Below are 13,140 nucleotides of genomic sequence, written 5' to 3'. Positions count from 1 at the left end.
ACGTTATCCCCCAGAAAATAAAATTGATTATATATTATATATTTTTAATGCATTTGAGTCAGCTTATGAATAAATTGAATGATATCCTTGCTGTCATTGAACAGATGCAGCGAAGCTCGAACACGGCCATCTCCACCCCATACATATACACCCTCTTTACGGAGTCTGTCGGCCACCGCTTCTCCATCCGGACATAAGAATGAAATATTGCCTGCGCGCAAATGCGGCTCCTCAGGTGTCATTACTTCGTAACCAAGCTGCTTCAGCTCCTCGATCAACACTCCCCCAAGGGTTGTAATATGCCTCTCGATATTGTCGAAGCCTATGCTTGCTAACAATCCGGTTGAGAAGTTCATACTGTACAAGGTCGGGTAACTGGGATATCCAAGCTCGAACTTTCGGGCATCCTCGAAAAATTGGAACGTTTCAAACCTTGTCGGACTAAACATATCCGGTACGCTTCTCCAACCGACATATTGAGGGTTCATTTCGCTGACACGATTCAGGTTGATGGATAACACACCGGCTCCATGTAAGGATAATAGCCACTTATACGAGCTGCATACTACAAAATCGGCGTAGCTGCTGTCTACTTCGATGGCACCTAACGATTGGGTGGCGTCCAGCAGAAATAAGGTTTTGGTCGTTTTTAATTTCTCATATAAGGCTTTATAGTCGAATCTGGCTCCTGTCTGATAGCTTACGTGGCTTACGACGACTAGCCGGGTCCGATCATCGACCTGGTCCCATATGTCTTCCACATGGACTTGCCAGTCCCTGTGTTGGACAACTCTGACCTCCACTCCTTTGGATTTAAGCAGAAGCCAGGGCAGGACATCGGAAGGAAATTCAAGGGTATTAATGATTACATTATCTCCTGGCTTGAAATCAAGGGAATGAGCAATCATCGAGATCGCTTCCGAGGTGTTGGACATAAAGGCGATTTGCTCAACCTTGCTGTTCATCATCCGGGCCAGGTTCTGCTTGCAGCTAAGCTCCACCTGAGCATTCTTATCTCTCCCCTCTGGTCCTTTGCTGCGGTTGGTGAAATATTCCGTCACGGCCTTCAACGCATCCTTGTGGGGAGGCGTTTCGGCGCCGCTGTACAACCAGGTACATTGACTGAGACCGATGAACGATTGTTTCTTGATTAAACCTTGCATGACTTTATCCGCCTCTCCAGGTAAGTAATTTATAAATTAGGTGGGATTTCCAGCCTTTTGAAATAGGCATTTGCGATATCTACATGATGAAATGCATCCTCCAGCAAAAATGCCCCATGGCCAGGGAATAGCCGGTCGATCCGAAGATCAGCTAACTTGGCTATCGATTCGGCATACTCCTGAAGGATGCAATCCCATATATTTTGAACAACAATCTTGCCTCCTGAAAATACCACATCACCTGCAAACAAATGCTTGATTCCGCTTTCTTCAAAACAGTAGCTGACATGTCCTCTCGAATGTCCGGGCGTATTCCATACTCGCAAGGAGATGTCCCCAATCTGAATTTGATCGCCTTCCGTTACCGCGTAATCCACCTGACAGGCCGGAAATGAAAAATCATCGGGGTAAATGCCCGCGTGTTTGGCGGCATTCAGACTTGTTTTATCCATATCCCCATTTTCCAACCATGGCGCTGCTTCTGCGGCTGCCGTAACTTTTAATCCGTAGCGGTTGGAGAAATAATAGGAACCGGCCGCATGGTCCCCGTGCACATGAGTGAGGAGCAAATGGCTTACGCGATCCATCCCGACCCCGCACCGCTCCACATTCTCTACAATCCGTTCCGGGTCCATGCCGCTGCCTGCGTCAATTAGCGCACACTCCTCGCCCCCGTCGAGCAAATATACATTACAATCCATGGGTGAGCTAAGCTGCATGCCGTATTTCCCGCTCCCTACAAGATAGATTCTATCCGTTAGTCGCATTCGCTCCTCCCTCCTCTCCCTTACTTGGCGAATATCATTGCCATTCTAAGATAAAATTCAGCCGCTTGCTCCACTTCCCGGATCGGTACCCATTCTTCTCTCGAATGAGCTTGCGAGATGGAGCCAGGACCGTAGACAATGGAAGGGATATTCTTGTAATGCTGCAGCTTGCTTGCATCGCTGCCATAAGGCACGCCTTTTAGGATTGCAGGAAGTTCTAGTTGATGCGAAGCCTCCATGGCGGCCTGGACTACTGCCTCATCAGGAGAAGTATCAAGAGCCCAATCCAGCAGAAGCTCTTCAACCTTGCAAACAACGCCGTTCTTCTCTGCATACGCTTGGAGCCTTGTGTTGAAATCACTTAATACCTTACCCGAATCCTCTCCCGGGATGGTCCTCCGATCTACCTTAATCGCACATTGCTCCGGAACAATGTTGATTTGCTCTCCTCCGCTGATGGTTCCTACGGCTATTGTCGGTTTGCCGCATAATGGATGCTCCATATCGGCAAGCTCTGGCTCAATCTCTTCGCGAATAAATCGAATAACATCCATCATTTGATATATGGCGTTATTCCCTTCATGCGGCATCGATGTATGGGCTGCCTTGCCCTGCGTGCGAACTTCAAAGCGGGCACAGCCTTTCTGGGCAATTACAATCCCAAGCTCCGTTGGTTCGCCCACGATCGCTCCGCGAATCGGAATATCGAGTTCGAGAAAGGCCATCAAGCCTCGGTAAGCATGCTCTTCATCAACTGAAGCGCACAGCACCACATCAGCGGATAATTGCTCAGGGTGCTTGGCGCACTGCTCCATGGCATAGAGCATTCCGGCCAAAGAGCCCTTTGTATCACATGCGCCTCGGCCATACAAGCGGTCTCCCTTATACGTCGGTTCCAGTGGATTCTCCATACTTCCTAGTGAAACCGTGTCCATATGAGCTTCGAACAGAAGAGTATGCTCTGCTCTACCTACTCTCAATTCTATTAACAGATTATCTCTTCCTGGAAATACCTGTTGTCTAGTAACTTGAAGTCCTGCTTGCCTGCAAAATTGCTCCACGTATTCGGAAAGCTCATTCTCCCCTCTTGCCTCTGTCCCGTAATGAGGGTTCACACTTTGAATACGGATCAGATCCTCCAAAATTTCCAATGAACGATGCTTCGTGATCACCACGCTCCACTCCACTCCGACGAACCTATATGTGTGATGAAATTATATTTTATTATGTTATATTATATATAATAACTCTTAAATGATGTCAATGATTTCCTCTTTACTACTTAACCGAAAGTAGGATCTTTCCTTTATGTACCTTGCCTTCGGTCAAATCTTTGAAAGCCTGATCCCCATCGGAAAGCGGTCTGATTTCGGTCCACCCCTCTTCGGTAATAGCTCCTTCAGATAGAAGGCGTACCGCATCGTGAAAATCTTGAGGGGTATAACAGAATGATCCCAAGACACGGATCTCGTTACGGATAAAGTGATTTACTGGTAATTGTGTGGCATCGATACCCAAGCCAATATTCATGATCGTGCCGCCCGGATTAAGCAAATATGCGGCAGCTTCACGGGTCTGCTGAAAGCCAGCAGCGTCAATGACAACATCAATACCTTCCGGAAACGAAGCTCGGATGACCTCCTTCAGATTCTCTTCTTGCGGGTTGATTGCTAGATCTATACCATTGTTGCGAGCGATCTCGAGACGCTTAGTGTTCGTGTCAGTAACTACAACTTGCATAGCTCCTAATAACTTGGCTGTGAAAGCCGATAGCAGCCCGATTCCTCCGGCTCCGCAAACAAGCACATTAGCAAACGGATTATCCGATAACGCACGACGCGTTGCCCGTAATGAACAAGCTAGCGGCTCCGCTAACGCTGCCCGAAAAGGACTTAGATGACCTGGAACGGGTATGATGGATGATCTTGGAACAGCGACCCATTCACCGAAAGCCCCAGGTCGATGAACGCCTATAATCATGCGGGAAGCGCATAAATGCGGCAGACCTTTTCGACACGAAGCGCAAGTGCCGCAGGATAGCAGCGGATTCACCACCACTCTCTGCCCTTCTTGAAGATCCTTAACTCCGCTTCCTAACGCTTGCACAGTTCCGCAAAATTCGTGCCCCATCACAAGCGGCGGAACGCGCAAGCTGTTGTGACCCAAATACCCTTCAATTTCCGAGCCGCAAATTCCGACTGCTTCAACAGAAACAACTACTTCATCTTTTCCGTAATGAGGATCATCCACCTCATTCCACTGCATTTCTCTTACCTGCTCCCATACTAGCGCTTTCATTCTCTTGAACCTCCTATCCAGACTGCTGCTGCTTTGGAAAATCACATATTTATGTTGCAACTATTTCCTGTATATATTTTATATTATATATAATGTTTTTGTCTATTATTATTTTGCTGATACAAAACAAAACTGCCCCACGTTCTATGGGACAGCAGCTCGACTCGAATGTCACTCTAATCTTTCATTTACAACCAAATATTTTCCTCATATTGAGGTTGTTCCATCTTCTTCTCATTTAATTCCACGAATTCACGATAGGATCTAAAGATATGCCTTCGTATTGTTTTCTCAGCAAAGTCTGGGTCTTTTCTTTTTAAGGCTTCGATTAGCTCTGCATGATCCTCTACTTCTTTTTGCTTAGTAGATTTAGTCCCCAGCATTCGATTCACTAGAGATATCTGGAACGAAATCGATTTGTACATCGTTATAAGTCTGGAATGATTGGATAAATAAATAATGGTCTGGTGAATGTGGGCAGAATCCTGCATTAGATAAGGAATCGAATCGTCGTGTAGTTTATCATTCATCCCATTGTAGAACTGTTCCAGCTCGTCAATCTCCTGGTCTGATGCATTTTGTGTGGCCAAACGGATCGCAAGCCCCTCCAACATGGAACGAACCGAATATATTTCGAAGACATCCTTCATGTCTAATGTACGTACAAGAGGGCCTTTATTCGGAACAATCGTAATAATACCTTCACCTTGCAGATGCCGGATTGCTTCACGAACAGGCGTCTGGCTAATGCCTAATTCCTTGGCTAGCTTGGTCTCAACGATCCGTTCTCCGGGATTCAATTCGCCGAGCAAGATTTGCTGTTTGATATATACAACAAGATCTTCGCTAATATTTTGTTTTTGAATTACCATTGGCTTTTGATTCAAAGAATTATTGTCCATCGTCCAAAACCTCATTACATATTTATTGTTTTTGTTGTAGTCTGATCAACTTTGCGAAAAAAACTCTATATATACAATAATATATATAATGTTAATGAAATGTCAATCAACCTCGAATGTCATTTCACCCAACCGTATACTGAAGAAGAGAAAAGAGGCAAGGGATTCCCTTACCTCTATCTAGTCTTATATATGAACTTTGACGACGATTTTTTTCACCTCTTCTGGGAGTATCCCGGTAATACACGGCATATGCGCGTCCTGAGGAAACACTAGCGCGAAGCTCCCTGCTGCAAGACCAAGGAAGCTTCCCTCTCCAGCAAACAAAGCGTAATCCTGCTCTGTATCGTAAGATTTCGTTTCTTGCAAGGAATCGACCGGTGCATAACCGAACGATTCGAGCCCTTTGACGATATATTGGATATCCAAATAGTTACGATGGGCTTCCCACAGTCCTTTTTCCTTTGGCTTCGTCGTATATTCCTGCACTAGAGCAAATATATGGGTGCCGTCGATTTCATATTTTCCAGATTCCAAGTTATTTAAATCCGTATCGATTAAAAATTGAAACGCCTGACGCAATCGAGGATGAAGCCCATAATAGTGCTGTGAATGATTCAACGTGTCAATAATCATATCCATTCCTCCTGTGAAGGCTGCTGCCACAAATGTCGGGTTGAACTTGTCATTCTGCAGATTTGCGTATGCGTTTGGAAACTGCAGGGCGCGCGTACAGCTCCGTTGGGACGTCCCCTTGCGGGTTATGGTTGAATGTATCCACACCGCGAACCATGTAACTCAGGAAATTCGGATTGCGCTCAAGGTCGCAACGAACTTCGGTAGCGGAATAGCGGAGAATATACCCCACCCTCCAGCGATCCGAGACGTTGCCGGACGAGCCGTGCACAATCGCGTCGTCGTGCAAGGAGAAGCCTCCTGCAGGAATGCGCAGCGTCACAGCATCCTCTGTACTGAAGTGACCTTTCTCCAGCTCGAAGGACAAGACAGATTCCTCACCAGCAATGCGATGCTTGATAATACCGGCCTTATGCGAGCGCGGGATGACCTGCATGGCGCCATTTGCTTCATCCACGTCCCACAGCGCAATCCAGACCGTAACCGTATTGTGCGGCGAGAGCGGCCAATAGTAGGCGTCCTGGTGCCATGGGACCGTCTTCGGCGAGTGGGGGGGCTTTACTATAAACTCACTTCCCCACAAGTAGAAATCAGGACCAAGCAAGCTTTCTACGTAATCCAGCAATTGAGGCTCATTAGCCACATCAAAAAGCCACCGGCTCGTTCGGTGCCATTGCATAATGTCCGTTGGGGACTCATCATCTTGAAGCAATGAAGTGATCTGTCTGTACCCCTGCTGCAAGTCGGTCAGCTTCGCTTCGGTAAACACGGGAGGGAGGCCTGCCAAGTATCCGTTCTCCCTATAAAACTGAATTTGAGCTTCCGATAATCCCATCCTCTTCAACTCCTCTCATTAATTCGCTAACCTCCAATGAACTGGGTTCACAATATGCTCCGGAAGGTTCGCGAGACTGGCGAGAATATTCGCTCTTCCGGTATTACTAATAGCTGGACCATGGAACAGCTGGAGGTTCTCACGAACCTGTTCAGGAGTCTCTGCCCCGAACACGATGCTGTGGATCTGCGGAATATCACGGATGAACGACACCGCCAGTTGTGCAACCGACAGGCCTTCTTGTGCGGCAATGGTACGAATAGTACGCAATGGTCCGGCCGCATCCAGAAGGTGCGCAGGCAGCTCGTGTTCCTCCATGAACAGCAGACCTTGGAGGAAAATGCTGCGGGCGAACACGATTTTCCCCGCTTCCTCTAACCGCTTCAAACCACCGAATGTGAGGAGGCTGGTATCGAATATATTAATCGGAATCTGCACAGCCTCGTACACATCATCCCTCACCGTCAACCACTGCTCATCGAACTCCGCCTGTGTCATCACACCGAACGATACGCCCATCCGGTCCATAAGTCCTTCCTTCACCAACCGCTTCGCAACTCGAGTTACCGTCGATCCATGCGCGGCCAGGATGGCCGGATTATGCAGCATCATCACAGGCACCCTGGAAAGACGCAAATTATATAGGGACGACTCCAGCTTCTCGACCATCATGCGTTCAACTTCAGCGGGTGTAGCGGAAGCGTCTGCCGATAGCTGCATTTTGGTCACGATGAGGGGGCGATCGCGATGCTCAAAAAAACGGCCTAGCACCTGCTCCGAACTCCCGTAGGCGTTGGCAGTGTCGAAACAGTTTATGCCGCCAGTCAAAGCCGTTTCGAGTATAGCATTGCTGGTCGTATCGTCAGGCTTGCCGTTCTTATTGGCAATGCCGTAAGGAATGCCGAGTTGGACCGTACCCAGCGTAAGCTTGGAGAAAGTCAATCCTTTTAAGGTCACTTCTAACACAGGGTATGCCTCCTTGTATGGATCTGTTGAGATGTGATTCATGGTGTTATTTATTTCGCCGTATAGCCTCCATCGACCGGAATGTTCGTCCCCGTTACATAGACGGAGGCGTCAGAAGCCAGGAAGACGATGGCTCCCATCAGATCGGATTGATTCGCCATCCGGTTCAGGAACGTGCGGGCACTGTACCTCTTCACGAATTCATCAGGTGTCTTCTCCGTCCAGAATCCGCCCGGGCTGATGCAGTTGCAGCGCACGCCAGTCGGACCGTAATAGCTCGCAGCGAATCGGGTGAAGTTGATCATTCCCCCCTTATGAAAAAAGTAATCCGGCACGAAGCCATGGAAACTAAGCCCCTCGTAGAGCGATGCGTCCGGCCCGATCATGCCTTGGATCGAACCGATATTGACGATCGATCCGCTCCCCTGTTTCGCCATCACATCGCCGAACGCGCGGGTCACAAGGAAGATGCCGGTCGCATTGGCGGACATGCTTTTCGCGAACTTCTCAGCCGAATCGTCCCAGCTCGACATTGTCCGCGCAACCGCATTGTTGATCAGAATGTCAAAGCGTCCTTCTGCGGCCATAATCTCATCGCGCAGCGTTATTATTGAAGCTTCGTCCTCCTGGTCCATGTATAGCGCGCGGATATTGCTGCCTTCCTTGTGAAACTCGCCCTCAATTGCCCGCAACTGATCCTTTTGCCGGCTTGAGATGTATGTGCGGGCGCCCGCTTCGTGCAGCGCCATTGTGATTTGCCTGCCGTACTTGCCAGCGCCGCCCGTCACTAAAGCTACTTTGCCTGCCAGAGAAAAGCTGTCCAGGATGCTCATCGCCTATCTCCCTCCATAAATGCCGCCAGGCTGTGTCAGCGTCAGCTTCGAGATGTCGCCAACCAGCTGGCGAAAATATTGGCCGAGTCCCACGACGTCCGCCCCAACACTGATGAAGTTGTAGCCAAGTCCGACAAGTTCGTCCCAGTTGCCGACACCGCCAACCGTTCCTGCGAACTTACCTTTAGCTGCAGCCAAATTGGCAATGCGCTTTCGCGTTTCCAGCAATTTCGGATGATCGAACTGCCCCGGAGCACCGATACCTTGGCTGAAATCACCGGGGCCGAAGAAGATCATATCGAGTCCAGGCAGCGCGATGATGTCCTCCAGTTCGTCAAGCGGCTCCGGATCCTCGATTTGCAGAATGTTGAACCGCTGTTCGTTAGCTTGCTGCAAATACTCGAGGAAATCGATATTGCAGAACGCCCCATCGGCGTTGCCGCCATCAACGGGACGGCGGCCAAGAGGGTGGAACTTCGTGTTGTGCACGACTGAGCGAGCATCGGCCAAGCTCATGACGTGAGGCACCATAATGCCGGTGGCATCCATCTCCAGCGGTCGTACCAAATCGCTGTAGCTGCCTCGCGCAACCCGAACGACAATATCGATGTTGTAAGCTTTGGCCGCCAAAATCTGCTTCTCGATTGTCGACCAGTCGTTCGGCACATGCTCCATGTCCGTCCAAATGCAATCAAATCCTGACAACCCTGCGATCTCGGCCACCCGGGAATCCCCCAAGTTCAGTTTGGTGCATAGCGCTACCCCGCCCCCACGCATTTTCTCCAGCACGCGGCTTGGCTTCATTGTAATTGGATTGGTCTGCCTCATTTCTTTTCTCCTCCTCGATTCCTTCATCTTGACAGTTCTTGATCAAATCTCGCGAATCTCATCCAGCATCACTTCTCGGCCGCCCTCTTCACGGCTGCGTATGCCAGCAATGACCATTTTCATTAGCTCGATCGTTTCAGAGAATGGAAAAGGCCGTTCGCCGGTTCGTAAATAATCGACGAATGCCTGAAGCTGCGACTTGAAGGCATAGAACGAGTCCTTCATCGACACCATAGCGTGATCGTTCGTTCCGCATAGCTGGAGGACGCCGAACGAGCCGTACATATCGCTCACGGCCGCTACAACTACATCCGCCCCGCAGGCATGCTTGAAGTGGATGATGTTGCGATCGCGGCTGCCCGTATTTCGCGCTGATTGGAAGCCAGGCCCAAGAATCGGATATATGCCTTCCAGCGCATGGATGCCGTAACGCTCCCAGCTCTTGGGTGTCGTAATCGTGGCAAAACGAATCGAGCCCAGATTGTTCGTAGACAAGTGAAACGGTATGTATTCCTTGCAGTAGCGCATGGAGCTTGAAGACAAAATCGGCTTGCCTTCGGCCACCCAACGGGCGAACGTCTGCAGATCCGGCTCGTTGTCCACGAGCGGCTTGTCGACGAACACGGGCAATCCCGCCTCGACGAATGGCCGGCAGCGCTCGACATGCTCATAACCTTTGTCCGTTGCTACGATGACCGCATCGACCTGTCCGATAACGTCCTCTGGCCGCTCCACAATATAGGGAACATTAGAAGCGCGGGCTACATGCTCGGCATCCTTCGGATCGTCCGTCCATATATGGGTAACGCGCGCGCCCTTAATCTGCAGCGTCTCCTTCGGCTCCTTGTTCAGATATGCCGGGATGGCGGCATACGGGCAAGAAGCCATCTGTTCCGCATCGTACCCGTTGAACATAGCGCTCCAGGAATAGGGATGACCGTTGCCGTCCACCATGCCTAGCATCGCGAGTCTTATCGGATCTTTTCCGCGTAGAGGGAACGTCTCCCGTCCAATACCCTTCGTGTTCATTCCATGCTTCCTCCTTCGCTCCAAATTCCAAATTGATGTCAGAAACCGCTTACATGGATCGCAAACATATCTTTCTCATGCTTGTTCCGGACCCTTCTTGGCGCATGTGCGTTAAACTCCTTTACATAACCATATTATCATCTAAAAGCTGAATATTCCACTATATAATACTATGTCTCATATAGTGTGACACTCAGTCCACAAGCAGAGCTCATTTATACTCGATCGCCTCAGGGATGCCCAAGACTTCGGCCTAATGCACCTGCATTGCATCTTTTTTCGCTAGGACTCCTTATAATAAGAACTAGTTAAGTAGTTCCAATGACCCGAACAGGAGTGATTCCTTTGAACCGAATATTACTTGTTTTCATTTTGATCGCCAGTATATTGGATGCCAGCCTTACCGACATAGGCCTTAGGCTTCAATTGATTGGGGAGGCCAATCCGCTCATGCGCTTTCTGTATGACCATCTTTATATAGGCTTTTATGCCTTCAAAATCATACTGCCTTTGTCACTCTTCTTCCTAATTGCCAAAGCGGGAAAGGGACTGCTAGTCAAAGGGCTGTTTCGTTTATCCGTCGTCGTATACGTCGGCATCCTCTGCATGCATTACTACTGGATTACAGCTACGCTTAACGTTAACGCTTAATAAGTAAAAACCGATCGGGAAGATCACTCCAGCGGTCCTTGGCGTTAGATATCAGTTTGGCGCGTGGGTGGGCGAGGATTGGCCCTAATTTGACATTCAACCGAGTAGCGGGGACGATTAGTTAAGCTATCTGTTGACTACTTAGGTCCTGTAGAGTTCAGTTAGCCAGTGAAAGTATAGGTAATTTATGCGGAAAAGAAGGCTTTTTCTGGGATAACAAGTGCTACTAATGGTTATTGGCCTGGTTTTGAGGAAAATCGGTTCACAATGTGGAAATATAGGATAGTCAGATAGGCTAATTAGTGCCTGAGCGATGAAATGGCTCAAATAGACAGTAGTAAAATGGGTTATATGTAAGTGGCGAGCCACCATTATCTGCGACTAATAGTAATGAACAAAGAAGCCTCCAATACCACGAACGATTCCGTGGGAACTGGAAGCTTCTATTTATGCGGATCAACGATGAATCTTCCGCACAGGTCTGTTGCATTTCATTATAAATCGGTTTTGAAACTCCAATTTAGTAGTCTTGTTGCGACGGGGCTGGCTTCTCCCCTATTTTGCGGACAACATCCTCCAGCTCTTCAGGCTGCAGCAGCTCAATAGGTGAGAAGCCCTTGGCGAACTCAAACGCATCTCCCTCAATCAGCACCACATATCGGCCGTTGTGCCTGGCAATGTGGAGGCTGTCCCCGAAGTCTGTGAGCTTCGCTTTTACGACTGTCTCATCCAGCTTAAATCTCAATTCCAGCTCCGGTTTCTCTTCGGTCAGACGCTGTGCGGCATCGACTACCTGCTCCGGAGTCCATTTCTCCTGAAGCTCACGCTTGTCACTGCACGCCCATAGCTCGATTTCCTTGGCTTCACGCTCTCTCTCTTCTGGCGAATATCGCTGCAAGCGAGCGGGCTGCCCCGATTGCTCAACCAGATGATCGAAATCTGAATCTGTAACAGGCGCTGGCTCCGCCCCCTCGTACGGCAGTGGCTGCTGATCGGACGAAGATTGCCCCTCCCATTTGTGCACCATATATTCTTGAACCATATCCATGACTTGATGATTAATAAGTTCGGGCAATGACTTTTCATATGTGACGAATTTCAGGAAGTCTTCAAAGTACCGTGCATGCGATGCCTGATGAATCTTCAGCTCCCATTCCTCTACCATGCCTTCCTCCGGCATATGCGGAAATTGAATCGACTTGATATTCTTCGCGCTAATGGCCATTTCCACTTGACGAACAAGAGACTGCTCGTCCGAGATATGCGCTATCTTTTGCTCGAAGTCGCATTTCATGACGAACACGAACGGCTCACTGCTCACCCGCTCTGCTCTGGTTTGGGCGATAATAAGCGCACCTCCCCGCACAGCATTGGTGGACATATACATGCGAACGAGCTCGTCCGCATAGCTGGCAAAATAGTCCTTCGAATCTTCGGTTCGAAGTCTGTTAAACAAAGCATAGTTCGGATTGCTTCCCAGCTCATAGCCCGGTTCTACGATGAATCGGCCAATCTTGGTCGGGGCTTGCTCTGTATTAGGATGCTTCTCTACCTTCCTTTTGCTGATTCGGGCGAATTCCCCATCCAGAAAATGTTTGATCTCACTTCCTGCATAAGCTTCTCGATCAAGCGTCTGGTAATGCTTAAAGGTCTTCTCCGACCCATCCAATCTGATTACAAAAAATGATAAATACTCTATAGTGAACTCCACTCTATGCAGCTCCTCGGTTTCAACAAATGGCTTGCCTTTGCTCAGACCTTTACTTTAGCGGAAAATCGGCCGCTCTACAACTGCCATCCTAGTAATGGTTATGGCAACCTCCCTTTATTTACAAAAAACAGCGAACCGTAATTGAAAACCCGGTTGACGCTGTTTGAAGGTTTATTCTTTACAGGCGGCTCCATGAGCTACATACTTTTCTAGTCAACCGCCCTCATTTTGCCGGTGCGCCATATGGTGATTAACCGGGGTGCAGGGGGGGGACTCAATGTAGTCAGGTTAAGGAGCAAACGAGTAAAGGGGAGTAAGTTAGGTTTAGGGCGGCGGCTAGTGAAGGTGGATTCTCTTTGGAGAGAAGAGGGAGTCTTCCAACAGGCTGTTTTAACCACTCTGTGTATTAAATTTCGACATCTGCTTTAGTTAGTTAAAGTGGCTGAGCGGCAGCAATTGTGTTCGAAATTTCATACAGATTATCGCAGATGCTTGTATTATTGTGCGAAGAGTATGAAATA

Annotated in this window: 13 protein-coding genes; 1 reads left to right on the top strand and 12 read right to left on the bottom strand. The window is 48.8% G+C overall.

The window, feature by feature from the left end:
* Positions 1 to 44 precede the first annotated feature (44 nt).
* The 11 genes from AC58QD_RS24245 to AC58QD_RS24195 form a co-directional block, all read right to left on the bottom strand.
* Positions 45 to 1,163: an aminotransferase class V-fold PLP-dependent enzyme gene (locus tag AC58QD_RS24245; RefSeq protein WP_497337593.1), complete on the bottom strand. Its 1,119-nt coding sequence runs from the start codon at positions 1,161 to 1,163 to the stop codon at positions 45 to 47.
* A 29-nt stretch (positions 1,164 to 1,192) separates the two neighbouring features.
* Positions 1,193 to 1,930 carry an MBL fold metallo-hydrolase gene (locus AC58QD_RS24240; protein WP_497337592.1) on the bottom strand — a complete coding sequence of 246 codons (738 nt, stop codon included), beginning with the start codon at positions 1,928 to 1,930 and terminating at the stop codon, positions 1,193 to 1,195.
* A 20-nt stretch (positions 1,931 to 1,950) separates the two neighbouring features.
* Complete coding sequence (locus tag AC58QD_RS24235; RefSeq protein WP_497337591.1) at positions 1,951 to 3,102, bottom strand: M20 family metallopeptidase; 1,152 nt, start codon at positions 3,100 to 3,102, stop codon at positions 1,951 to 1,953.
* A 106-nt stretch (positions 3,103 to 3,208) separates the two neighbouring features.
* Positions 3,209 to 4,228 carry a galactitol-1-phosphate 5-dehydrogenase gene (locus AC58QD_RS24230; protein ID WP_497337590.1) on the bottom strand — a complete coding sequence of 340 codons (1,020 nt, stop codon included), beginning with the start codon at positions 4,226 to 4,228 and terminating at the stop codon, positions 3,209 to 3,211.
* Positions 4,229 to 4,416: 188 nt separating this feature from the next.
* Complete coding sequence (locus tag AC58QD_RS24225; RefSeq protein WP_497337589.1) at positions 4,417 to 5,130, bottom strand: GntR family transcriptional regulator; 714 nt, start codon at positions 5,128 to 5,130, stop codon at positions 4,417 to 4,419.
* Between the two features lie 186 nt (positions 5,131 to 5,316).
* Entirely contained in the window at positions 5,317 to 5,766 is a 450-nt protein-coding gene (locus AC58QD_RS24220) for a NanQ anomerase/TabA/YiaL family protein (protein ID WP_497337588.1), read from the bottom strand.
* 49 nt (positions 5,767 to 5,815) lie between these two features.
* Positions 5,816 to 6,601, bottom strand: coding sequence for a phytanoyl-CoA dioxygenase family protein (locus tag AC58QD_RS24215; protein ID WP_497337587.1), 786 nt, complete (start codon positions 6,599 to 6,601; stop codon positions 5,816 to 5,818).
* A gap of 18 nt (positions 6,602 to 6,619) precedes the next feature.
* Entirely contained in the window at positions 6,620 to 7,567 is a 948-nt protein-coding gene (locus tag AC58QD_RS24210; RefSeq protein WP_497337586.1) for an aldo/keto reductase, read from the bottom strand.
* 50 nt (positions 7,568 to 7,617) lie between these two features.
* On the bottom strand, positions 7,618 to 8,400 hold the full coding sequence (locus tag AC58QD_RS24205) for an SDR family NAD(P)-dependent oxidoreductase (protein WP_497337585.1): 783 nt from the start codon (positions 8,398 to 8,400) through the stop codon (positions 7,618 to 7,620).
* Between the two features lie 3 nt (positions 8,401 to 8,403).
* Positions 8,404 to 9,255 carry an HpcH/HpaI aldolase family protein gene (locus AC58QD_RS24200; protein ID WP_497337584.1) on the bottom strand — a complete coding sequence of 284 codons (852 nt, stop codon included), beginning with the start codon at positions 9,253 to 9,255 and terminating at the stop codon, positions 8,404 to 8,406.
* Between the two features lie 15 nt (positions 9,256 to 9,270).
* Positions 9,271 to 10,257 (bottom strand): Gfo/Idh/MocA family oxidoreductase, encoded by a 987-nt coding sequence (locus tag AC58QD_RS24195; protein ID WP_497337583.1) that lies wholly within the window; start codon positions 10,255 to 10,257, stop codon positions 9,271 to 9,273.
* Between the two features lie 345 nt (positions 10,258 to 10,602).
* Between AC58QD_RS24195 and AC58QD_RS24190 the strand changes: the two genes are divergently transcribed.
* Positions 10,603 to 10,908 (top strand): DUF5658 family protein, encoded by a 306-nt coding sequence (locus tag AC58QD_RS24190; RefSeq protein ID WP_497337582.1) that lies wholly within the window; start codon positions 10,603 to 10,605, stop codon positions 10,906 to 10,908.
* Positions 10,909 to 11,428: 520 nt separating this feature from the next.
* On the opposite strand, the gene AC58QD_RS24185 is transcribed toward AC58QD_RS24190, so the two are convergent.
* Positions 11,429 to 12,619, bottom strand: a complete 1,191-nt coding sequence (locus tag AC58QD_RS24185) for a DUF3900 domain-containing protein (RefSeq protein ID WP_497337581.1) — start codon at positions 12,617 to 12,619, stop codon at positions 11,429 to 11,431.
* Positions 12,620 to 13,140: the final 521 nt, after the last annotated feature.

It is taken from the genome of Paenibacillus sp. J2R1T-4 (assembly GCF_059692235.1).
The sequence above is the reverse complement of the archived record's forward strand: the minus strand, read 5'-3'. Positions and strand labels throughout refer to the sequence as shown.

What these genes read in the sequence shown, in the direction of transcription:
- AC58QD_RS24200 (WP_497337584.1), bottom strand. Translation starts at nt 9,255, where the DNA reads ATGAAGGAATCGAGGAGGAGAAAAGAAATGAGGCAGACCAATCCAATT.
- AC58QD_RS24230 (WP_497337590.1), bottom strand. Translation starts at nt 4,228, where the DNA reads ATGAAAGCGCTAGTATGGGAGCAGGTAAGAGAAATGCAGTGGAATGAG.
- AC58QD_RS24205 (WP_497337585.1), bottom strand. Translation starts at nt 8,400, where the DNA reads ATGAGCATCCTGGACAGCTTTTCTCTGGCAGGCAAAGTAGCTTTAGTG.
- AC58QD_RS24195 (WP_497337583.1), bottom strand. Translation starts at nt 10,257, where the DNA reads ATGAACACGAAGGGTATTGGACGGGAGACGTTCCCTCTACGCGGAAAA.
- AC58QD_RS24220 (WP_497337588.1), bottom strand. Translation starts at nt 5,766, where the DNA reads ATGATTATTGACACGTTGAATCATTCACAGCACTATTATGGGCTTCAT.
- AC58QD_RS24225 (WP_497337589.1), bottom strand. Translation starts at nt 5,130, where the DNA reads ATGGACAATAATTCTTTGAATCAAAAGCCAATGGTAATTCAAAAACAA.
- AC58QD_RS24245 (WP_497337593.1), bottom strand. Translation starts at nt 1,163, where the DNA reads ATGCAAGGTTTAATCAAGAAACAATCGTTCATCGGTCTCAGTCAATGT.
- AC58QD_RS24240 (WP_497337592.1), bottom strand. Translation starts at nt 1,930, where the DNA reads ATGCGACTAACGGATAGAATCTATCTTGTAGGGAGCGGGAAATACGGC.
- AC58QD_RS24215 (WP_497337587.1), bottom strand. Translation starts at nt 6,601, where the DNA reads ATGGGATTATCGGAAGCTCAAATTCAGTTTTATAGGGAGAACGGATAC.